The organism is Kitasatospora sp. CM 4170 (genome assembly GCF_032110285.1).
GTDB lineage: Bacteria > Actinomycetota > Actinomycetes > Streptomycetales > Streptomycetaceae > Kitasatospora > Kitasatospora aburaviensis.
On the sequence record NZ_CP134877.1, the window covers coordinates 316,469 to 340,373 of the forward strand.

General features: G+C 75.2%; 1 protein-coding gene. It reads right to left on the reverse strand.

Going from position 1 to position 23,905, the window contains the following annotated elements:
- Position 1: 1 nt before the first annotated feature.
- Entirely contained in the window at positions 2-23,869 is a 23,868-nt protein-coding gene (locus tag RMN57_RS01435; RefSeq protein WP_313761493.1) for a non-ribosomal peptide synthase/polyketide synthase, read from the reverse strand.
- Positions 23,870-23,905 lie beyond the last annotated feature (36 nt).

The following is a 23,905-nucleotide window of genomic DNA, read 5'->3' on the forward strand; positions in this document are numbered from 1 at the left end:
GTCAGTCCTCCTGGTGGGAATGGGCGTTACTGGTGTCACCGGCCTCGCCGGTGGCCTCGGCGAGCCTGGCGGCCAGGATCGGTCCGATCTGGGCCAGCGAACCGGCCTGGGTCATCCGGTTGTGCCGGGTGGTGATCTCGTGCGATTCGATCCGGCCGGCGATGTAGGGCCGCCAGATCCCGGGCCCGGTGTTGTCCTCGGTCCGGTCGATGGTGGAGTTGAAGAGCAGCAGGTCCCCGTCGAACTCCGCGGGGACGAAGTCGACCGCCAGCCTGGCGTTGTTGATCATGATCTGGACGATCACCCCGACCTGTCGCTCGTCCAGGCCGGCCAGCGCGCTGCCCCGCCGGTTCAGCACCTCGGCGACCTCGGCGTAGGTGATCTGCCGGTCGCCCAGCTCGTCCGGGTCGACGTCCAGCACTCCGACGAGCACGTCCCGCTCGGTGGGCACCGGCACCTCCTCGAACACCACGTCCTTCACCGGATAGGCGTCGAGGATCGCCAGCAGCGCGGTCCGCTCGCCGCGGGCCTGCAGCTCGCAGGCCAGCGCGTGGGCGATCAGCCCGCCGGCGGACCAGCCGAGCAGCAGGTACGGGCCCTCCGGCTGGATCTTCCGGATCTGGTCGGCGTAGTCGGCCGCCATCTCCTCGTAGGACGTCGGCAGCGGTTCGGGCCGGCCGAGGCCGCGCGCCTGGATCGCGTAGACCGGGTGCTGCGGGCCGACGTGGTTCAGCAGCCCGCTGTACGACCAGCTGATGCCGCCGCCGGGGTGGATGCAGAACAGCGGGGTGGCGGTCCCGGTCGACCGCAGCGGCAGCACCACGTCCAACGCGTCGTCGGGGTCGTCCATGACCAGGCGTTCGGTGAGCCCGGCCACGGTCGGCGCCTCGAACAGCATGCGCAGGCCCAGCTCCAGGCCGAGCGTCTCGCGGACCCGGGAGGCCAGCCGGGCGGCCAGCAGCGAGTGCCCGCCGAGGTCGAAGAAGTTGTCGTCGATGCCCACCTGCTCCCGGCCGAGGACCTCCGCGAACAGGCCGCACAGCAACTGCTCCTGCGGCGTCCGGGGGCCGCGCCCGGCCTCCGACGCCCCGTACTCGGGGGCGGGCAGGGCGGCCCGGTCGAGCTTGCCGTTGGCGGTCAGCGGCAGGGCGTCCACGGTGACGAACGCCGCCGGCACCATGTAGTCGGGCAGTTCGCGGCGCAGCCGGCCGGACAGCACGCCCGGCTCGGGCGCGCCCTCGGGGGCGGGCACCAGGTACGCGACCAGCCGCTTGTCGCCCGGCCGGTCCTCGCGGGCGACCACGGCCGCCTGGGCGACGCCCGGGCAGCCCGCGAGGATGGCCTCGATCTCCCCCGGCTCGATCCGCAGGCCGCGCAGCTTGACCTGGTGGTCGGCGCGACCGGCGAACTCCAGCGTGCCTCCCCCGGTCTGCCACCACGCCAGGTCGCCGGTGCGGTACATCCGGCTCCCGGCGGGACCGTACGGGTCGGCGACGAACCGCTCCGCCGTCAGGCCGGGCCGGCCGTGGTAGCCGCGCGCCACGCCCACCCCGGCCAGGTACAGCTCGCCGACCAGGCCCGTCGGCACCGGCCGGAGGTGGGCGTCCAGCACGTAGGCGCGCATGTTGGCCATCGGCCCGCCGATCGGCACGGTCGCGGCGTCCTCGGGGAGGCTGCGCACCGGGTGGCAGGTGGCCAGCGTGGTGGCCTCGGTGGGCCCGTAGCCGTTGACCACCTCGATGCCGGGGCAGGCCGCCCGCACGCGGGCGACGGCGGCCGGGGAGACCACGTCGCCGCCGGTCCACACCTCGCGGACCCCGGCGAGCAGGCCGGGGCGCTCCTCGGCGACCAGCCGGAAGAGCCCGGCGGTGAGCCACAGTCCGGTCACCCCGTGCGTGGTGATCGTGTGCTGGAGCAGGTCGAGGTCGAGCTGCTCGGGCGGTGCGACCACGATCCGGCCGCCGTTGAGCAGCGGCACCCACAGCTCGTAGGTGGAGAGGTCGAAGGCCGTCGGGGAGTGCATCAGCACCCGCTCGTGCCCGCCGCCGCGGAACTCGGGGGTCAGCGCGTGGCCGACCACGTCACGGTGGGTGACGGCCACGCCCTTCGGCCGCCCGGTCGAGCCGGAGGTGTACATGATGTACGCCAGCTGCCGCGGGTCGCACGGGACGTCGACCGCGGACGGCTCCGGCTCGGCCTGCAGCAGGGCGGTCAGCACCTCCTCGGTGAGCACCAGGGCGGCCCCGCTCTCCCGCAGGATCAGGTCGATCCGGGAGGACGGGAAGCGCGCGTCGAGCGGCACGTAGGCACCACCCGCCTTGACGATCGCCAGGATCGCCACCACCAGCTCCGCCGAGCGGTCCAGCAGGACTGCGACCGGTGTCTGAGGCCGCACGCCCCGACGGATCAGCGCCCGCGCGAGCCGGTCGGACCGCTGGTCGAGCTCCCGGTAGGTCAGCTCGGCGCCGCTCGCCACGACGGCCACCGCGTCCGGGGTGGCCCGCACCTGGCGGGCGAACAGCTCCGGCACCGCGGACGCGGGCAACTCGGCCGCCGTGTCGTTGAAGCCGTGCAGCAGCCGGTGGCGCTCCTCGCCGGACATGACGTCGATCCGGCCGACCGGCCGGTCCGGGTCGGCGACCGCCGCGCGCAGCAGCCGGGCCAAGCGGTCGAACAGCAGCTCCACGGTGGGCGCGTCGAACAGGTCGGTGGCGAACTCAACCGCTCCGACCAGGCCGTCGGGGGCGCCGTCCGGGCGGAACCGCTCGGCGAGGCTGAAGGTCAGATCGACCCGGGAGGTGCCGGTCGGTGCTTCCAGGTGGCCGGTCTCCAGCCCCGGTAGCGCGAATTCGCCCAGCGGCGCGTTCTGCAGCGCCAGCATCACCTGGAACAGCGGGTGGTGCGCCAGCGACCGCACCGGGTTGACCACCTCGACCAGGTACTCGAACGGCACGTCCTGGTGGTCGTACGCGGTGAGCGCCTTCTGCCGTACCCGGCCGAGCAGTTCGGCGAAGCCGGGGTCGCCGCTCGTGTCGGTGCGCAGCACCAGGGTGTTGACGAAGAAGCCGACGAGTTCGTCCAGCGCCTGGTCGGTGCGGCCGGCGATCGGGCTGCCGATCGGGATGTCCGTGCCGGCACCGAGCCGGGTGAACAGCGCGGCGAGGCCGGCCTGGAGCACCATGAACATGCTGGCGCCGCGCGCGGCGGCCAACTCCCGCATGGCCTGGTGCAGTTCGGCGTCCAGCCGGACCACGACCCGGTCGCCCAGCTGGGAGGCCACCGGCGGCCGGGGCCGGTCGGCGGGCAGCTGGAGCTGCTGCGGCAACCCGGCCAGCTCGTCCTTCCAGTAGCCGAGTTGGCGGGCGAACAGGCTGTCCGGGTCGGCGGCGTCGCCGAGCAGGTCGCGCTGCCACAGCGTGTAGTCGGCGTACTGCACCGGCAGCGGGGACCACTGCGGCTCCTCGCCCCGGCAGCGCGCCGCGTAGGCCGCGGCCAGGTCGCCGGCGAGCGGGCCCATCGACCAGCCGTCGGCCGCGATGTGGTGCACCACGACGAGCAGGACGTGCCGGTCGGGGGCGAGCGCGAACAGTTCGGCCCGGATCGGCGCCTCCGCGGCCAGGTCGAAGCCGATCCGGGCCGCGTCCGCCAGCCGCTCGGCGAGCCCGCTCTCGGCGAGCTCGGTCACCGGCAGCGCCGGGCGCGCCTGCGCGGCGCCCAGCACGGCCTGGTACGGAACACCGTCCGCCTCGCGCAGGACGGTCCGCAGGATCTCGTGCCGGGCGACCACGTCCGCCAGCGCGGCGTGCAGGGCCGTGAGGTCGAGGGCGCCGGTCAGGCTCAGCGCGAGCGGCATGTTGTAGGTGGCGCTCGGCCCCTCCATCCGGTGCAGGAACCAGAGGCGGCGCTGGGCGAAGGAGAGCGGCACCTGGTCCGGGCGGGGCCGGGCGGCCAGCGCCGGTCGCGCCGTTCCGGAGCCGTCCAGCCGGGCCGCCAGGCCGGCCACGGTCGGGGTCTCGAACAGCGTCCGGACCTCCAGCTCCGCGCCGAGGGTGGCCCGGACCCGGGAGGCCAGCCGGGTCGCCAGCAGGGAGTGCCCGCCGAGGTCGAAGAAGCTGTCCTCGACCCCGACCTGCGCCAGCCCGAGCACCTCGGCGAACAGCTCGGCGAGGAGCTGCTCCTGCGGGGTGCGCGGCGCCCGCCCGGCTCCGGCCGAGCCGAGGTCGGGTGCGGGCAGGGAGCGGCGGTCGAGCTTGCCGCTGGGCGTCAGCGGCAGCGCGTCCAGGGCCATGAACGCCGAGGGGACCAGGTAGTCGGGCAGCCGCCCGCGCAGCCAGTCGCGGAGCTCGCCGATGAGGGCGCCGGTGCCCCGGCTGCCGGTCGGGCGGTTGGTCAGCGACGACAGTGCCGTGCCGGCCGGCCGTACGGGGCGGTAGGCCTCGACGGGGGCGTCCGCCGGTCCCTCGGTGAGGAGCACGTCGAGGGCTTCGGGCGCGTCGGCCGACCAGGTGACGTCCACCCGGCGGCCGAGCTCCGCGCCGAGGGCGTGGAGGTCCTCCGGATCGGGCAGGCCGCCGCCGTCCGGACCGTGCAGTCGCTCCAGCAACCCGGCGAGCGTGCCGTCCCCGTTCCGCACCGCCCGGGCCAGCTCGGCCTCCCGGGCGACGCGACGGTTCGGGACGCCGGTGAGGCGCACCGGGCCGGTGCCCGGCCGCCGGAGCAGTTCGCGCAGCTCCGCGAGGCCGGCCACGTCCCGGCCCCATGCCACGTCCAGCGGCCGGACCGGCGCGGTCGGCTGCTGGTGCAGCGTCACGTCGTAGCGGTAGCGGGTCAGCTCGTTGTGGTGGCGGCCGCGCTTGACCTCCACGGCCACCGTACCGATCTCCGTGCCGCGCTCCCGCAGGACGGTGAAGAAGTCCGGGTCGACCAGGAGCTCCTTCTCCACCCTGACGGCCTGCTCCACCGCGCTGCGCACCGCCGCGAGGTCGCCGCCGTCACCGGTCCGGTGCAGCTGGACGGCCGTGGCCAGCGGGCGCAGCAGGCGCAGGTTGCGGACGTCGCCGATGAAGAGCGCGCCGCCGGGGGCGAGCAGCCGCATCAGCTTCCCGATCACGTCGGCGAGGTAGTCGGCGGACGGGAAGTACTGCACCACCGAGTTGATCACGACGGTGTCGAACGTGCCGGCCGGCAGTCCGTCGGTGTCGTGCGCCGGGCGGGTCTGCAGGACGACGCGGTCGGCCAGGTCCGGCTGTTGCGCGACCTGGGCGGCCAGGGCGTCGATCGCGGTGGCGGAGAAGTCGGTCGCCCAGTAGGCCTCGCAGTGCGGTGCGATCTGCGAGAGCAGCAGCCCGGTACCGACGCCGACCTCCAGCACCCGGCGCGGGCGCAGGGCCAGGATGCGCGCCACGGTGGCGTCCCGCCACTCCCGCATCTGCTCGACCGGGATCGGGCTTGCGTCGTAACTGCTGTTCCAGCCGACGAAGTTGTGGCCGAAGGCGCTCTCCTCGGGGGCGATGGGCAGGGCGTCGTAGATGTCCCGCCACTCGCCGACGTGGTCGGTTTCGAGTCCGTCGTCCCGGGCGGTGTCCTGGCGCGGGACGACGTAGCCGATCAGCCGGTCGTCCTGGGCGAGGACGGCGGCCTGGGCGACCGCGGGGTGCTCGGCCAGGACCGCCTCGACCTCACCGGGCTCGACGCGGAAGCCGCGCACCTTCACCTGGTCGTCGGCGCGGCCGACGTACTCCAGCTGACTGTCGGTGCGGAAGCGGACCACGTCGCCGGTGCGGTACATCCTGGCGCCCGGGGGATCGAACGGGCAGGCGACGAAGCGTCCGGCGGTCAGGCCCGGCCGGTTCAGGTAGCCGCGCGCCAGCCCGGCGCCGGCCACGTACAGCTCCCCCGGCACGCCGGGCGGCACCGGTCGCAGCCGCTCGTCCAGGACGTAGACCCGGGCGTTGGTGATCGGCCGGCCGATCGGCGGCACGCCCGAGCCGGGCGCGAGCGGGTCGCTCATCGTCGCGCACACCGTGGTCTCGGTCGGGCCGTACGCGTTGATCATCCGGCGGCCGGGCGCCGAGCGGTCCACCAGCTCGGGCGGGCAGGCCTCGCCCGCCACCACCAGCGTCGACACGGTCACCGAGCCCTCCGGCAGGGCGGCCAGAACGGACGGGGGCACGGTCGCGTGGGTGACCGCGAGCGCCGGGTCGGTCAGCGCGGCGACCGGCTCGCCCGCGGACGGGAGCACCAGGGCCGCGCCGCGGAGCAGGGCGGTGAAGATCTCCGACACCGAGGCGTCGAAGCTGGGCGAGGCGAACTGGAGCACCCGGCTGTCGGGTGCGATCGCGAACCGCTCGATCTGGGCGGCCACCAGGCTCGCCACGCCGCCGTGGGCGACCACGACGCCCTTGGGGCGGCCGGTCGAACCCGAGGTGTAGATCACGTAGGCCGGCTGCCGGACGTCGAGGGCGACCTCCGGGTCGGTCTCCGGCCAGTCGCCCCCGGCCACCGTCGCCGGGTCGTCGACCAGCAGCGCCGGTCGGGCGTCCGCCAGCATGAGGTCGATCCGCGCCCGGGGGTAGGCCGGATCCACCGGCAGGTACGCCGCCCCGGCCTTCAGCACGCCGAGGACGGCCACCACGGCCTCCACCGACCGCGGCAGGGCCACGGCGACCAGCTGCTCCGGGCCGACGCCCCGGGCGATCAGGGCGTGCGCGAAGCGGTTGGCCCGCGCGTTCAACTGACGGTACGTCAACTCGACATCACCGCGGACGAGGGCGACCGCATCCGGCGTCGCCGCCACCTGGGCGGCGAAGGCCTGCGGCACCGGGACGGCGCCCACCTCGCGGGCGGTCGCGTTGCCCCGCTCCAGCAGGTGGTGCCGCTCGTCGGCGTCGAGGAGGTCGATCCGTCCGATCGGCCGTTCCGGGTCGGTGGTGACGGCCTCCAGCAGGAGGGTCCAGCGCCGGGTCAGGGCCGCGACCGTCGAGCGGTCGAACAGGTCGGTGGCGTACTCCACCGCACCGACGATCCCGGCCGGGCCGCCGTCCGGACCGAACTGCTCGACAAGGCTCACCCCGAGGTCGAACTTGGCGGTTCCGGTGGCCACCGCGTAGGTGGTGACGTCCAGTCCGGGCAGCGAGAACCGGCCCATCGGCGCGTTCTGCACGGCCAGGATCGTCTGGAACAACGGGTGGTGGGAGAGCGACCGGGACGGGTTCAGCACCTCCACCAGGTGCTCGAACGGCACGTCCTGGTGCGCGTACGCCGACAGCGCCGTCTCCCGCACCCGCCCCAGCAGCTCCGCGAAGCTCGGATCGCCACTCGTGTCGGTGCGCAGCACCAGCGTGTTCACGAAGAACCCGACCAGCTCGTCCAGCGCCTCGTCGGTCCGCCCCGCGATCGGGCTCCCGATCGCGATGTCCGTCCCCGCACCCAGCCGGGTGTACAGCGCCGCCAGGGCCGCCTGCAGCACCATGAACAGACTCGTCCCGGTGCGCCGGGCCAACGCCGTGAGCGCGGTGTGCAGTTCGGGGCTCAGCTCCAGGCCGACGTGGTCCCCGCGCCAACCGGCGACGGCCGGCCGGGGCCGGTCGGCCGGCAGCTGGATCAGCTCCGGCAGGTCGGACAACTGTCGCTTCCAGTAGTCGAGTTGCTCGGCGAACCGGCTGTCCGGGTCGGCGGCGTCACCGAGCAGCTCGCGCTGCCACAGTGTGTAGTCGGCGTACTGCACCGGCAGGGCCGGCCGGCCCGTCGCCCGGCCCTCGCAGCGGGCGGCGTACGCCTCGGCGAGGTCGCGGGCCAGCGGGCCGGTGGACCAGCCGTCACCGGCGATGTGGTGCATGACCAGCAGCAGCACGTGCGCGTCCGGCGCGAGTGCGAACAGCCCGGCCCGCAGCGGCGGTTCCGCCGCCAGGTCGAACGGCTGCCGGGCGAACTCGGCGAGCCGGTCGAACAGTTCGGCCTCCGACACCTCGGTCAGCCCTGCCCGGGGCCGGACCGCGGCCGGGTCCAGCACGCGCTGGCACGGCACGCCGTCGACCTCCGGGAACACCGTCCGCAGGCTCTCGTGCCGCGCCGCCACGTCGGCCAGCGCCTCGTCCAGCGCCGCCCGGTCGAGCGTCCCGGTCAGCTGGAGCGCGAGCGGGATGTGGTACGTCGCGGCGGCGCCGTCCATGCGGTGCAGGAACCAGAGCCGGCGCTGGGCGAAGGACAGCGGGACCGTGTCCGGCCGCTCCTGCACGGTCAGCGCCGGGCGGGCGCGGCCCGCCCCGGCCAGCACCTCGGCCAGGCCCGCCACGGTGGGCGCCTGGAACAGCACGCGCAGCCCCAGCTCCACGCCGAGCACCGAGCGCACCCGTGCGGCCAGCCGGGTGGCGAGCAGGGAGTGCCCGCCGAGGTCGAAGAAGTCGTCGTCGACCCCGACCCCGGACACGCCGAGCACCTCGGCGAACAGCTCGCACAGGATCTGCTCCTGCGGGGTGCGCGGTGCCCGGCCGGCCTCGGCCGAGCCGAGGCCGGAAGCGGGAGCGGGCAGCGCGGCCCGGTCCAGCTTCCCGTTCGGCGTCAGCGGCAGCGCGTCGAGCACCGTGAACACGGCCGGCACCAGGTAGTCGGGCAGCCGGTCGCGCAGGTGCGCCGCCAGGCTGGGGGCGCTGGGGGAGGCCGTGCCGGGACGGGCCGTCACATAGCCGATGAGCCGGTCGTCCCGGGCCAGGACGGCGGCCTGGGCGACCGCGGGGTGCTCGGCCAGGGCCGCCTCGACCTCGCCGAGTTCGACGCGGAAGCCGCGCACCTTCACCTGGTCGTCGGCGCGGCCGACGTACTCCAGCTCGCCGTCGGTACGGAAGCGCACCACGTCGCCGGTGCGGTACATCCTCGCGCCCGAGGGCTCGAACGGGCAGGCGAGGAACCGCCCGGCGGTCAGGCCGGGCCGGTTCAGGTAGCCGCGCGCCAGACCGGGGCCGGCGACGTACAGCTCCCCCGCGACGCCCGGCGGCAGCGGCCGGAGCCGCTCGTCCAGGACGTAGGCGCGGAAGCCCGCGACGGGTCGGCCGATCGGCGGCACGCCCGAGCCGGGCGCGAGCGGGTCGCTCATCGTCGCGCACACCGTGGTCTCGGTCGGACCGTACGCGTTGATCATGCGGCGCCCGGGTGCCCAGCGCGCCACCAGCTCCGGCGGGCAGGCCTCACCCGCCACCACCAGCGTCGACGCGGCCACCGAACCCTCCGGGAGGGCGGCCAGGGCCGAGGGCGGCAGGGTGACGTGGGTGACGTCGAGCCGGTGGTCCGTCAGGGCGTCCAGCGGGGCCTCGGCCGGGGCCAGGACGAGGGCGGCACCGGTCAGCACGGCGCTGCACAGGTCCCAGAAGGACGCGTCGAAGCCGGGCGAGGCGAACTGCAGCACCCGGCTGCCCCGCGTCACGCCGAGCCGTTCCACCTGCGCCGCCACCAGGCCCGACACGCCGGCGTGGCTGACCACGACGCCCTTGGGGCGGCCGGTCGAACCCGAGGTGTAGATCACGTAGGCCGGGTGCCGGACGTCGAGAGCGGCCTCCGGGTCGGTCTCCGCCCAGTCGCCCCCGGCCACCGCGGCCGGGTCGTCGACCAGCAGCGCCGGTCGGGCGTCCGCCAGCATGAGGTCGATCCGCGCCCGGGGGTAGGCCGGATCCACCGGCAGGTACGCCGCGCCGGCCTTCAGCACGCCGAGGACGGCCACCACCGACTCCACCGACCGTGGCAACGCCACCGCCACGACCCGCTCCGGGCCGACACCACGGGCGATCAGCGCGTGCGCGAACCGGTTCGCCCGGGCGTCCAACTGCCGATAGGTCAACTCGGCATCGCCACTCACCAACGCCACCGCATCCGGCGCCGCCGCCACCTGCGCCGCGAACAGCTCCGGCAGGCTCGCCGTGGCCGCCGCGGCGTCGACGGTGGGCAGCAGCTCGCGCCGCTCCTGCGCGGACAGCAGGTCGATGCCGCCGATCGGCAGGTCCGGGGCGGCGGCGACCGCCGCCAGCAGCCTGGTCCACCGGGCGACCAGGGTCTCGACCGTCGAGCGGTCGAACAGGTCGGTGCTGTACTCGACCGCACCGCCGAGCCCGGCCGGCGCGCCGTCGGGCCCGTACTCCTCCGCGAACCCGAAGGTCAGGTCGAGCCGCGCCGTCCCGGTGAGCACGGTCACCCCGGAGACCAGGAGGCCCGGCAGCTCGAAGTCGCCGCCCGGCGCGTTCTGCACGACCAGCCCGGTCTGGAACAGCGGGTGGTGGGAGAGCGAGCGGGACGGGTTCAGCGCCTCCACCAGGTGCTCGAACGGCACGTCCTGGTGCGCGTACGCCGACAGCGCCGTCTCCCGCACCCGCCCCAGCAGCTCGGCGAAGCTCGGATCGCCGCTCGTGTCGGTGCGCAGCACCAGCGTGTTGATGAAGAACCCGACCAGCTCGTCCAGCGCCTCGTCGGTCCGCCCCGCGATCGGGCTCCCGATCGCGATGTCCGTGCCCGCGCCCAGGCGCGTGTACAGCGCCGCCAGGGCCGCCTGGAGCACCATGAACAGGGTCGCACCCGAGCGCCGCGCCAGCCCCACCAGCGCGGTGTGCAGTTCGGCGTCGATCCGGAGCTCCAGCAGGTCGCCGCCGTACGACATGGTGGCCGGGCGCGGCCGGTCGGCGGGCAGCTGCAGCTGCTCGGGCAGCCCGGCCAGCGCCTCCGTCCAGTAGGCGACCTGGCGGGCGAAGACGCTGTCGGCGTCCTGCTCGTCGCCGAGGATCTCGTGCTGCCACAGGGTGTAGTCGCCGTACGTCACCGGCAGCGGCGGCCAGGCCGGCGCCCCGCCACCGTGCCGGGTGGTGTAGGCGGTGGCGAGGTCACGGGCCAGCGGGCCCATGGACCAACCGTCCCCGACGATGTGGTGCACCACCAGCAGGAGCACGTGCTCGTCCGGCGCCACCGCGAACAGCTCCGCCCGCAGCGGCACCTCCGAGGTGAGGTCGAAGCCGCGTACCGCCGCCTCGCGCAGCAGGGCGGGCAGGTCCGCCTCACCGGCTGCGCGGACGGTCAGCGGGACGGCGGCCTCGGCGGCGTCCAGCACCCGCTGGTACGGGATTCCGGCGGTGTGCGGGAAGACCGTGCGCAGGGTCTCGTGCCGGGCCACCACGTCCGCGAGCGCGGCGCTCAGGGCGGACCGGTCGAGGTCGCCGGACAGCCGCAGGGCCAGCGGCATGTGGTACGTGGCGCTCGGCGCCCCGAACTGCTGGAGGAACCAGAGCCGGCGCTGGGCGAACGACAGCGGCATCGGATCGCGGCGGGGCCGGGGCACCAGGGCCTGTCGCGCGGTGCCGGCGTCGTGCAGCCCGGCCGCCAGCCCGGCAGGTGTCGGGGTCCGGAAGAGGCTGCGCAGCTCCAGCTCTACGCCGAGGGTCGCCCGGACCCGCGAGACCAGCCGGGTGGCGAGGAGGGAGTGGCCGCCCAGGTCGAAGAAGTCGTCGTCGACCCCGACCCGCGGCGCGCCCAGCACCTCGGCGAACAGCTCGCACAGGATCTGCTCCTGCGGCGTGCGCGGCGCCCGGGCCGCCGCCGTGGCGGCCACCGGGTCGGGGGCGGGCAGCGCCGCCCGGTCCAGCTTCCCGTTCGGCGTCAGCGGCAACGCGTCGAGCAGCACGAACGCGGACGGCACCAGGTGGTCCGGCACCCGGTCGCGCAGGTACGCCGCCAGCGCCGTCGCCGTCGCTCCGGTCCCGGTCCCGGCCGGGGGGACGACGTACGCGACGATCCGGGTCTCGCCCGGCCGGTCCTCGCGGGCGACCACCGCGACCTGGGCGACGCCCGGGTGCGCGGTCAGCTCGGCCTCGATCTCGCCCGGCTCGATCCGGAAGCCGCGGACCTTCACCTGGTGGTCCACGCGTCCGGCGAACTCCAGCTCGCTGTCCGCGCGCCAGCGGACCAGGTCGCCGGTGCGGTACATCAGCGAACCCGCCGGCCCGTACGGGTCGGCGACGAAGCGCCCGGCGGTGAGTCCCGGCCGGTTCAGATAGCCGCGGGCCAGCCCCGCCCCGGCCAGGTACAGCTCACCCGTCACCCCGGGAGCGACCGGTCGCAGCGCCGGATCCAGGACGTAGACCCGGCAGTTGGCGATCGGCCGGCCGATCGGCACCGGCAGCGGGCAGTCGGCCGGGTCGGCCGGCAGCGGGTAGGCGGTGATCACGTGGGTCTCGGCGGGCCCGTAGTGGTTGTGCAGCACCCGGCCCGGTCGGCGGGCCTGGAAGCGGCGCACCGCGCCGCCGAGCTGCATCGCCTCGCCGGCCTGGGCGACGAGCCGCAGGTGCGGCAGCTCCAGCCCGGCCTCCTCGGCGGCCTCGGCCAGCGCCTCGACCACCAGGTTGGGGGCGAACAGCTCGCCGACCTCGTGGCGGTCCAGCCAGTGCGCGAACAGCTCGGCACTGCGGCGCTGCTCCTCGGTCGGCACCACCAGGGTCTTGCCGTACAGGAGGGCGGAGAGCAGCTCCTGCACCGAGACGTCGAAGCTGATCGCGGTGAACTGCGCCGTGCGCGTGCCGGGTTCACCGCCGACGGCCCGGTGGTGCCAGGCCAGCAGGTTCAGCAGCCCGGCGGCGGGCATCACCACGGCCTTGGGCCGACCGGTGGAGCCGGAGGTGTAGATGACGTACGCCGGGTGCCGCGCGTCCACGGGGACGGCCGGGTCGGTCTCCGGGTGCCCGCCGGACGGGGTGACGGCCGCGAGGTCGTCGATCACGACGGCCGGCCGCGCGTCCTCCAGCATGTACGCGATGCGGGCAGCCGGGTAGTCCGGGTCGACGGGCAGGTACGCCGCACCGGTCTTGAGCACCGCCAGCACGGCGACCACCAACTCGGCCGAGCGCGGCAGCCGCAGGGCGACGACCTGCTCCGGCCCCACCCCGCGCGCGATCAGCGCGTGCGCCAGGCGGTTGGCCCGACGGTTCAGCTCCCGGTAGGACAGCACGGTGTCGTCGAGGACCACCGCCGCGGCCTCCGGGGTCGCCCGGACCTGCGCCTCGAACAGCGCCGGCAGCGTGGCCGCGGGCACCGGACCGGCCGTGTCGTTGCGCGCGACCAGCAGCTCGTGCCGCTCCCCGGCGGTGAGGACGTCGATCCGGCTGAGCGGCCGGTCCGGCTCGGCGACCACCGCCGCCAGCAGCCGCACCCACCGGGCGACCAGGGTCTCCACCGTGGCGGGGTCGAACAGGTCGGTGCTGTACTCGACCCGGCCGACGATGCCCTCGGCCGGTCCGCCGGTGCCGCCGCGCTCCAGCAGGTGGAAGCCGAGGTCGAACATCGCCGTCGGCGTCCGCACCAGGACGATCTCGGCGGCCAGACCGCTCGGCGCGAACTCGGTGCGGGGCACGTTCTGCAGCGCGAGCAGCACCTGGAACAGCGGCTGCCGGGCGAGCGACCGGGACGGGTTGAGGGCCTCCACGACCTGCTCGAACGGCAGGTCCTGGTGCGCGTACGCGCCGAGCGCGCCCTCCCGGACCCGAACCAGCAGCTCGGCGAAGGACGGGTCGCCGCCGGTATCCGTGCGGAGCACCAGGGTGTTGACGAAGAACCCGACGAGGTCGTCCAGCGCCTGGTCGGTCCGGCCGGCGATCAGGCTGCCGACCGGGATGTCGCTGCCCGCGCCGAGCTTGTCCAGCAGCGACGCCAGGGCGGCCTGCAGCACCATGTACACACTGGCGCCGTGCTCGCGGCCCAACCGGACCAGCCCGGCGTGCAGTTCCGCGTCCAGTTCGATCGCGAGGTGGCCGCCGCGGTGGGAGGTGGTCGCCGGACGGGTCCGGTCGGCGGGCAGCCGGATCTGTTCGGGCAGGCCGGCCAGCCGCTCCGTCCAGTAGGCCGTCTGCCGGGCGAACAGGCTCCCGGGGTCGGTCGGGTCCCCGAGCAGCCGGTCGTGCCAGAGGGTGTAGTCGGCGTACTGCACCGGCAGCGGCGCCCACCGCGGTTCCTCGTGGCGGCGGCGCGCCGCGTACGCGGTGGCCAGGTCGGCGGCCAGCGGGCCCAGCGACCAGCCGTCACCGGCGATGTGGTGCATCACGATGAGCAGCACGTGCTCGTCCGCCGAGAGCTCGAACAGCTCGGCGCGCAGCGGCGGTTGGGCCGCGAGGTCGAAGCCGCGCGCCGCGGCTCCGGTCAGCAGCGCCGGCAGGGCCGTCTGCTCGGCCGGGGTGACCGACAGCCGCGGGCGCACCTCCCCGACGGGCAGCACCTGCTGGTGGGGCACGCCGTCCGCGGCCGGGAAGACGGTGCGCAGGGTCTCGTGCCGGTCGACGACGTCGCCGAGCGCCGCCTCCAGGGCGGCCCGGTCCAGCGGTCCCGAGAGCCGCCACGCGAGCGGCATGTTGTAGACCGCGTCGGCGTCCTCCACCTGGCGCAGGAACCACAGGCGCCGCTGGGCGGAGGACAGCGGTACGAGCTCGGGCCGCTCCGCCCGGTCCAGGGCGGGCCGGACCCGGCCGGCGCCGCCGAGGGCCTCCGCCAGTCCGGCCACCGTCGGGGTCCGGAAGAGGGCCTGCAGCCCCAGCTCCACGCCGAGGGCCGCGCGGACCCGCGCGACCAGGCGGGTGGCCAGCAGGGAGTGCCCGCCCAGGTCGAAGAAGTCGTCGTCGGCGCCGACCTGCGGCAGGCCCAGGACCTCTTCGAACAGCCCGGCCAGCACCTGCTCCTGGGGCGTGTGCGGGGCCCGGCCGGTCGGCGAACCGGTGAACTCGGGCTCGGGCAGGGCGCGCCGGTCGAGCTTGCCGTTGGCGTTCAGCGGCAGGGCGTCGAGGGCGACGAACGCGGCGGGCACCATGTAGTCCGGCAGCCGGTCGCGCAGGTGCGTCCGCAGGTCCTCCGGCCGGAGCGCCGCCCCGGTGCCGGGCACCAGGTAGGCGACCAGGCGGGTGTCCTCGGCGCGGTCCTTCCGGGCGATCACCGCGACCTGGCCCACCTGCGGGTGCTCGGCCAGGGCCGTCTCGATCTCGCCGAGCTCGATCCGGAAGCCGCGCACCTTCACCTGGTCGTCGGCCCGGCCGACGTACTCCAGCTGACCGTCGGCACGGAGGCGCACCAGATCGCCGGTGCGGTACATCCTGGCGCTGGCCGGGCCGAAGGGGCAGGCCACGAAGCGACCGGCCGTCAGTCCGGGTCGGTTCAGGTAGCCGCGCGCCAGCCCCTGGCCGGCCAGGTACAGCTCCCCGGTCACGCCCGGCGGCACCAGGCCCAGCCGCTGGTCCAGCACGTACGCCCGGAGGCCCGCGACGGCACGGCCGATCGGCGGCACGCCCGACCCCGGCGACAGCGGCTCGCTGATCGTCGCGACGACCGTCGTCTCGGTCGGGCCGTAGGCGTTGATCATCCGTCGGCCCGCCGCCCAGCGCGTCACCAGCTCCGGCGGGCAGGCCTCGCCCGCCACCACCAGCGTCGGCACGTCGACGGCATCCGGCGGGAGCGCCGCCAGCACGGACGGCGGCACCGTGGCGTGGGTGAGGGCGAGATCCGGGTCGGTCAGCGCGGCGACCGGCTCGGTCGCGGGTGCCGGCACCAGGGTCGCGCCGGTGAGCAGGGCGCCGAGGATGTCCCACAGCGAGACGTCGAAGCTCGGCGAGGAGAACTGGAGCACCCGGCTCCCGGCGGTGATCCCGAGCCGCGCGACCTGCGCCGCCACCATGGCCGGCACGCCCGCATGGCTCACCACCACGCCCTTGGGCCGACCGGTCGAGCCCGAGGTGTAGATCACGTACGCCGCGTGCCGCGCGTCCACGGCGACGGCCGGATCGGTCTCCGGCCAGTCGGGCGCCTCCGACATCTCGGCCACCGTCGCCGGATCGTCGATCACCACGCTCGGCCGCGCGTCCTCCAGCATGAACGCGATCCGGGACTCCGGATACACCGGGTCCACCGGCAGGTAGGCGGCTCCCGTCTTCAGCACGCCCAGGACGGCCACCACGAACTCCACGGACCGCGGCAGCGCGAGCGCCACGACCTGTTCCGGAGCGACCCCGCGGGCGATCAGCGCATGCGCGAACCGGTTGGCCCGTGCGTCGAGCTGACGATACGTCAGTTCGACGTCCGCGGAGGCCAGGGCGACGGCCTCCGGCGTCGCCGCCACCTGCGCCGCGAAGGCCTCCACCACGCTCGCGGTGACCGCCGACTCCTCGGCGGCGGGCAGCAGCTCACGCCGCTCGTCGGCGGACAGCAGGTCGAGGCGGCCGATCCGCAGCTGCGGGTCGGCGACGGCCGCGGTCAGCAGCCGGACCAGGCGCGCGACCATCGTCTCGACGGTGGCCTGGTCGTACAGGTCGCTCGCGAACTGCACGAACGTGTCGATCCCGGCCGGGGAGCCGTCCGCGGCGTGCCGCTCGGCCAGCGAGAACACCAGGTCGAACTTGGCCGCGGTGGTGGTCAGCTCCAGCTCGCCGACCCGCAGTCCGGGCGGGGCGAACTCGGCCCGGGCGTTGTTCTGCAGGACCAGCATGACCTGGAACAGCGGGTGGTGGGAGAGCGACCGCACCGGGTTGAGCGCCTCGACCAGGTGCTCGAACGGCAGGTCCTGGTGCGCGTAGCCGGCCAGCGCGGTGTCCCGGACCCGGCCGAGCAACCCGGCGAAGGTCGGGTCGCCCGAGGTGTCCGTCCGGAGCACGAGGGTGTTGACGAAGTAGCCGACCAGCTCGTCCAGCGCCTGGTCGCCGCGGCCGGCGGTGAGGCTGCCGACCGGGATGTCGTCGCCCGCGCCGAGCCTGGTGAGCAGGGCCGCGAGCCCGGCCTGGAGCACCATGAACAGACTGGTGCCGTTGGTGCGGGCGAGCTCGCGCAGCCCGCGGTGCAGCTCCGCGTCCAGCTCGGCGCGCACGAATCCGCCCCGGTGCGAGGCGACCGCCGGGCGGGGCCGGTCGGCGGGCAGGCGGAGCTGGTCCGGCAGGCCGGCCAGCGCCTCCGTCCAGTAGGCCGCCTGGCGGGCGAACGGGCTGTCGCCGTCGGCGGCATCGCCGAACAGCTCGTGCTGCCACAGGGTGTAGTCGGCGTACTGGACGGGCAGCGGCTCCCGCTGCGGCTCCTCGCCGCGGCAGCGCGCCGCGTACGCCCGGGTGAGGTCGGCGGCCAGCGGGCCGAGCGACCAGCCGTCGCCGGCGATGTGGTGGAGTACCAGCAGCAGCACGTGCTCGTCCGGCGCCAGCTCGAACAGCTCCGCGTGCAGCGGTAGTTCGGACTCCAGGTCGAACCGGTGGGCCTGTGCCGCCGCCAGCTCACCGGGCAGACCGTCCTCCGTCGTCCGGCGCACGGCCAGCGCGGGGCGGGCCGCCGCGACGTCCAGCACCTGCTGGTACGGCACACCGTCGACCACCGGGAACACCGTCCGCAGGGCCTCGTGCCGGGTCACCACGTCCGTCAGGGCCGCGTGCAGCGCCTTCCGGTCGAGCGGGCCGGACAGCCTCCAGGCCAGCGGGATGTCGTAGTTGCCGCTGGCGCCCTCCAGCTGGTGCAGGAACCAGAGCCGCCGCTGGGCGAACGACAGCGGGACACGCGCCGGACGCGGGTACGGCACCAACGCGGCCTGCGCCGGTCCTGCCGCCACCAGCGCGGCGGCCAGGCCCTCCGGCGTCGGCGCCTCGAACAGGGTGCGCAGCGGCATCTCCACGCCGAGCGTCGTGCGGATCCGGGCGGCCAGCCGGGTGGCCAGCAGCGAGTGGCCGCCCAGGTCGAAGAAGCCGTCCTCGACGCCGGCCGACGCCACGCCCAGGACCTCGGCGAACAGCTCGCAGAGGATCCGCTCCTGCGGGGTGCGCGGCGCGCGGGTGGAGGCCGCCGGGGCGAGGTCGGGGGCGGGCAGGGCCCGGTGGTCCAGCTTGCCGTTGGCGGTCAGCGGCAGGCTCTCCAGGGTGACGAACGCGGCCGGCACCATGTACTCCGGCAGCCGCCCGGCCAGGTGCCCGCGCAGGTCGGCCGGGTGCGGCGCGGCGCCGGCGGCCGGGACCAGGTAGGCGACCAGCCGGGTGTCGTCGGCGCGGTCCTGCCGGGCCAGCACGGCCACCTGGGCGACGCCGGGGTGTGCGGCCAGCGCCGCCTCGATCTCGCCGAGCTCGATCCGGAAGCCGCGGACCTTCACCTGCTGGTCGGCCCGGCCGACGTAGCGCAGGCCGCCGTCGGCGGACCGGCGCACCACGTCGCCGCTGCGGTACATCCGGGACCCGGCCGGGCCGAAGGGGTCGGCGACGAACCGCCCGGCGGTCAGGCCGGGCCGGTTCAGGTAGCCGCGGGCCAGGCCGGGGCCCGCCACGTACAGCTCGCCCGCGACGCCCGGGGCGACCGGGCGCAGGCCGGCGTCCAACACGTACGTCCGCAGGTCCGGCAGGGCCGTGCCGATCTGCCCCGCGGCGGCTCCGGTACCGGCGAGCCGGGCGTGGGTGACGTGCACGGTGGTCTCGGTGATGCCGTACATGTTGACCAGCCGCGGCGCGTCCTGCGCGTGCCGCGCGTACCAGCCGGCGAGCCGGGCGTGCTCCAGCGCCTCACCGCCGAACACCACGGTGCGCAGGGCGAGTTCGAGCCCCGCTTCCTGGTCCGCCTGCATCAGTTGGTAGAAGGCGGACGGCGTCTGGTTGAGCACCGTCACCCGTTCGCGGGCGAGCAGCTCCAGGAACCGGCCGGGCGAGCGGCTGGTCTCGTGGTCCACGACCACCAGCCGGCCGCCGTGCAGGAGCGCGCCCCACAGCTCCCACACCGAGAAGTCGAAGGCGTAGGAGTGGAACAGGGTCCAGACGTCCTCGGCGGCGAACCCGAACAGCTCCTCCGTCGTCCGGAACAACCGCACCACGTTCCGGTGCGGGACCACGACGCCCTTGGGGTTGCCGGTGGAGCCGGAGGTGTGGATGACGTAGGCCGCCTGACCGGGATCGACCGCGACCTGCGGGTCGGTGTCCGGCTGTGCGTCCAGGTCGGCGGTGTCCAGCAGCAGCCGCTCCACGCCGTCCGCTCCCGGCAGCTCCCCGGTCGCGCCGGTCGTCACCAGCAGCGCGGGCCGGCCGTCCTGGAGCAGGTAGGCGATCCGGGCGGCCGGGTAGCGCGGGTCGACGGGCAGGTAGGCGGCGCCGGCCTTGAGCACCGCGAGCACCGCCACGACCAGCTCCGCCGAGCGCGGCAGGGCCAGCGCCACCAGCTGCTCGGGGCCGACACCCCGGTCGATCAGGGCGTGCGCGAGCCGGTTCGCACGGGCGTTCAACTCGCCGTAGGTCAGGGCTACTTCGCCGTCCGTCAGGGCGACGGCGGCCGGGTTCGCCCGCACCTGCCGCTCGAACAGCGCGGTCAGGCCGCGCTCCGGCGACTCCTCGCCCCGGTCGGCACGGGCCGGGAGCAGCGCGGCGAGCTCCTCGGCGGACAGCACGTCCACGCGGCCGATCCGCCGGCCGGGGTCGGCGACCACGGCGCGCAGCAGCCGCAGCCACCGCTCGACGATCCCGGCGGCGCTGGCCGCGTCGAACAGGTCGGTGCTGTACTCCAGGACGCCCGAGAGGCCGTCGGGCTGTTCGGCCAGGACGAAGGTCAGGTCGCACTTGGCCGTCCCGGTGTGGACCAGGTCGGTCGCCACCCGCAGCCCCGGCAGGTCGAACGTGCCGAGCGGCGCGTTCTGCAGGGTGAGCATGGTCTGGAACAGCGGGTGGTGCGCCAGTGTCCGGGTCGGGTTCAGCGCCTCCACCAGGTGCTCGAACGGCACGTCCTGGTGCGCGTACGCGGCCAGCGCGTCGCCGCGCACCCGGCCGAGCAGCTCGGTGAACGAAGGGTCGCCGGAGAGGTCGGTGCGCAGCACCAGGGTGTTGACGAAGAAGCCGACCAGGTCGTCCAGGGCCTCGTCGGTGCGCCCGGCGATCGGGGTGCCGATCGGGACGTCGCTGCCGGCGCCGAGCTTGCCCAGCAGCGCGGCCAGCCCGGCCTGGAGCACCATGAAGAGGCTGGCCCCGCCGTCGCGGGCGAGCGTCCGCAGGCCCTGGTGCAGCTCGGCGTCGATCCGCACCGGCAGGTGGGCGCCCCGGTAGGACATCGCCGCCGGCCGGGGCCGGTCGAACGGCAGCTCGACCTGCTCCGGCAGGCCCGCCAGCTGCTCCCGCCAGTAGCCGAGTTGGTCGTTCAGCAGGCTGTCCGGGTCCGCACCGTCGCCGAGCAGCTCCCGCTGCCAGAGGGCGTAGTCGGCGTACTGGACGGGCAGCGGCGACCACTCCGGCTTCGCGCCCTCGGCGCGGGCCGCGTAGGCGGTCGTCAGGTCCCGCGAGAGCGGCCCCGCCGACCAGCCGTCTCCGGCGATGTGGTGCACCACGAGCAGCAGGACGTGCTCCTCGGCCGCCAGCCGGAAGAGTTCGGCGTGCAGCGGCGGTTCCTCGGCGAGGTCGAACCCGTACCGGGCCGCCTGTGCCAGCCGCTCCGGCAGCTCGCGTTCGCCGAGCTCGGTCACCCGCAGCCGGGGCCGTGCCGCGTCGAGGTCCAGCACCCGCTGGCACGGCACGCCGTCGACCACCGGGAAGACGGTGCGCAGGCTCTCGTGCCGCTCGACCAGGTCCCCCAGGGCGGTCTCCAGGGCGCGCTGGTCCAGGCTTCCGGAGAGACGCAGGGTCAGCGGGATGTTGTAGGTGGCGCTCGGGCCCTCCATGCGGTGCAGGAACCAGAGCCGTTGCTGCGCGAAGGACAGCGGAACGGTCTCCGGCCGGTCGCGCCGCCCCAGCGCCGGACGCGCCCGGCCCGCGACGTCCACGGCGGCCGCCAGTTCCGCCACCGTCGGCGCGTCGAACAGGTCGCCGAGCCGCAGCTCCACACCGAGGACCGTGCGGGCCCGGGCGACCAGCCGGGTGGCCAGCAGGGAGTGCCCGCCGAGGTCGAAGAAGCTCTCGTCCGGCCCGGGCTCGGCCACCCCGAGCACCTCGGCGAACAGCCCCACGAGCAGGTGTTCGGTCGCGGTGCGCGGGGCACGGCCCGGCGCGGCGGGCTGCCGCTCGGGCGCCGGCAGGGCCCGCCGGTCGAGCTTGCCGTTCGGGGTCAGCGGCAGCGCGTCCAGCAGCACGTACGCGGCCGGCACCATGTGCCGGGGCAGCCGGTCCCGCAGGTGGTCGCGCAGGGCGGTGTCGGTCACGGTGGTGCCGGGCTCGGGCACCGCGTAGGCCACCAGCCGGGGCTCCTCCTCGGTGCGCACCAGCACGGCGGCCCGGGCGACCTGCGGGTGCTCGGCGAGGACGGCCTCGATCTCACCGAGCTCGACCCGGAAGCCGCGGATCTTCACCTGGTCGTCCGTGCGGCCGAGGAACTCCAGGTTGCCGCAGGCGTCCCAGCGCACCACGTCCCCGGTGCGGTACATCCTCGATCCGTTCGGCCCGAACGGGTCCGCGACGAACCGCCCTGCGGTCAGCCCCGGCCGGTCGAGGTAGCCGCGGGCCAGCCCCGCGCCCGCGATGTACAGCTCGCCCGCCGTACCGGCCGGCACCGGCCGCAGGGCGCCGTCGAGCACGTGCAGCCGGGCGTTGGTCACCGGCCGGCCGATCACCGGGTGCGGGCTCGAACCAACCGTCGCCACCACCGAGTTGACGGTGCACTCGGACGGTCCGTAGAGGTTGAGGCAGCGCACCCCCGCCGCCGACCGCAGCTGCTCCCAGAGCCGTTCCGGGACGGCCTCGCCGCCCGCCGCGACCACGACCGGACTCCGCCCGGGATCGCTCAGCAGCCCGTGGGAGAGGAGTACCTGGAGGTACGACGGGGTGGCTTCGACGAAGTCCAGCCCGCACCGCACGGAGTAGGAGACGAAGGCGTCCGGGTCGGTCCAGGTCGCGTGCTCCAGGACGTGCAGCTCGTGGCCTCCGAACAGGGCGAGCAGCTGGTTCCAGGAGGCGTCGAAGGACACCGAGGTGGTCAGCGCCACCCGCAGCCGCGGCCGCTCCTCCAGCACCGGCGCGAGGTGCACCTCGCGGAGGTCGGTGAGCAGGTCGAGCAGGCCGCCGTGGGTCGGCGCCACGCCCTTGGGCCGTCCGGTGGAGCCCGAGGTGTAGATGACGTACGCCGGGTGGCGCGGGTCGACGGCCACCATCGGGTCGGCCGCCGGGCAGCCGGCCACCAGGGCGGCCGTCTCCGGGTGGTCGAGCACCAGCCGGTCTGCGGGCCCGGCCGCGGGCAGCCGCTCCTCGCTGCGGGAGTCCGTGACCAGCAGGGCCGGCCGGGCGTCGTCGAGCAGGTAGGCGATCCGCGCGGTCGGGTACTCGGGGTCGACCGGGACGTACGCGGCGCCGGTCTTCAGCACGGCGAGGATCGCCACCACCAGCTCCGCCGAGCGCGGCAGGGCCACCGCCACCAGCCGCTCCGGGCCCGCTCCCCGGGCGATCAGGGCGTGCGCCAGCCGGTTGGCCCGCCCGTCCAGCTCCGCGTACGTCAGCGATACGTCCCCGCACACCAGCGCGACCAGGTCCGGGGTCGCCCGCACGTGCGCCCGGAAGAGCTCCGGCAGGCTCTCGGCCGGGGCCGGCGCCACCGGTCCGGCGCCGAGCACCGCCGGCTCGCGTCGCTCCTCGGCGGTGAGCAGTTCGATCCGGCCCACCGGCTCGTCCTGGTCGCAGTCCGCGAGGGTGTCCAGCAGCGAGAGCAGCCGCTGCCGGTGGGCGGCGAGGTCGTCGGGGCCGTACGCCTCCGGCGCGCCGTGCAGCCGGAGCAGCGGCGGGTTGCCGTCCCGGTAGTCGAAGACCCAGACGGCGAGGTCGGTGGTCGACCCGGACACGAAGTGGTGCACGGAGGCCGGGTGCCCGGCGAAGCTCGGCCGGGAGTTGAAGGCCATGATGTTGACGATCAACGGGAACGCCGTCCCGATGCCGCCCGGGGCGCCGAGGTCCCGCAGCAGGTCCTCACTGCGGTAGCGCTCGTGGGCGAGGGCCGTCTCGACCTCCCGCGCCGCCTGGGCGACGAGTTCGCGCCACGGCATGTCCGGCCGCAGCGTCAGCCGCAGCGGCACCACGTTGGACATCGTGCCCGGCACCGACATCAGGTCGCGGTCGGCGCCCCGACGGGCGGTGACGGGCATGGCGAGCACCACGTCCCGGTTGCCGGTCAGCCGGTGGACGTAGAGCGCCGTGGCCGCGATCAGCAGCCGCGACCACCGGACGCCGGAACGTCCGGCCGCCGCCCGCAGGGCCTCCGGCCGGCGCAGCTCCCGCTCCTCGGCCAGCCGGAGGGCGCGGTGCGGGTCGGTCGCCGCGGTGTCGGTGAGCCGGGTCGGGGCGGGCAGGTCGGCGAACCGCTCGGTCCAGTGGGCGCGGTCGGCGGCGAAGTCGGTGGACGCGCGGTAGGCGGCGTCGCTGTCGACCAGGTCGCGCAGCGAGCCGAACGGGCACGGCGGCACGGCGCCGCCCTCGGCGAGCGCCGAGTACACCTCGCCGACCCGCTGCCGGAGCATGGAGCTGCTGATCGCGTCCAGGACGACGTGGTGGTAGTTCAGGTACCAGAGGAATTCCGCCGGTGACGCCTTGATCAGCGCGTGGCCGAACAGCGGGTCACGGGCGAGGTCCAGCGGCCGCAGCAGGTCCCGCTCCATCCACTCCACGGCCGCCGCGCGGGGGTCGGGCTCCCCGCTGAGGTCGAGGTGCGCGGGTGCCCAGTCCCAGCTCTCCCGGAGGACCTGGCGCGGGCCCTCGCCCTCGTCCACGAAGGTCACGTGCAGGGCGTCGACCTCGTCGACGACCCGGCGCAGCGCGGTCTCGAACAGCTCCCGGTCCACCGGCCCGTGGATCTCCAGGCACTCGCCCACGCGGTAGCCCGGGATCGGCGTCCGGGAGCGCTGCTCGGCGAGCCAGATCTCGCGCTGGGCGGCTGTCAGGGGAAGGGCGTCGCCGTCGCGACGGGACATGGGGGTAACCTCCGAAAGTGTGGGCAGGCGTGGTGG

What these genes read in the sequence shown, in the direction of transcription:
- RMN57_RS01435 (WP_313761493.1), bottom strand. Translation starts at nt 23,869, where the DNA reads ATGTCCCGTCGCGACGGCGACGCCCTTCCCCTGACAGCCGCCCAGCGC.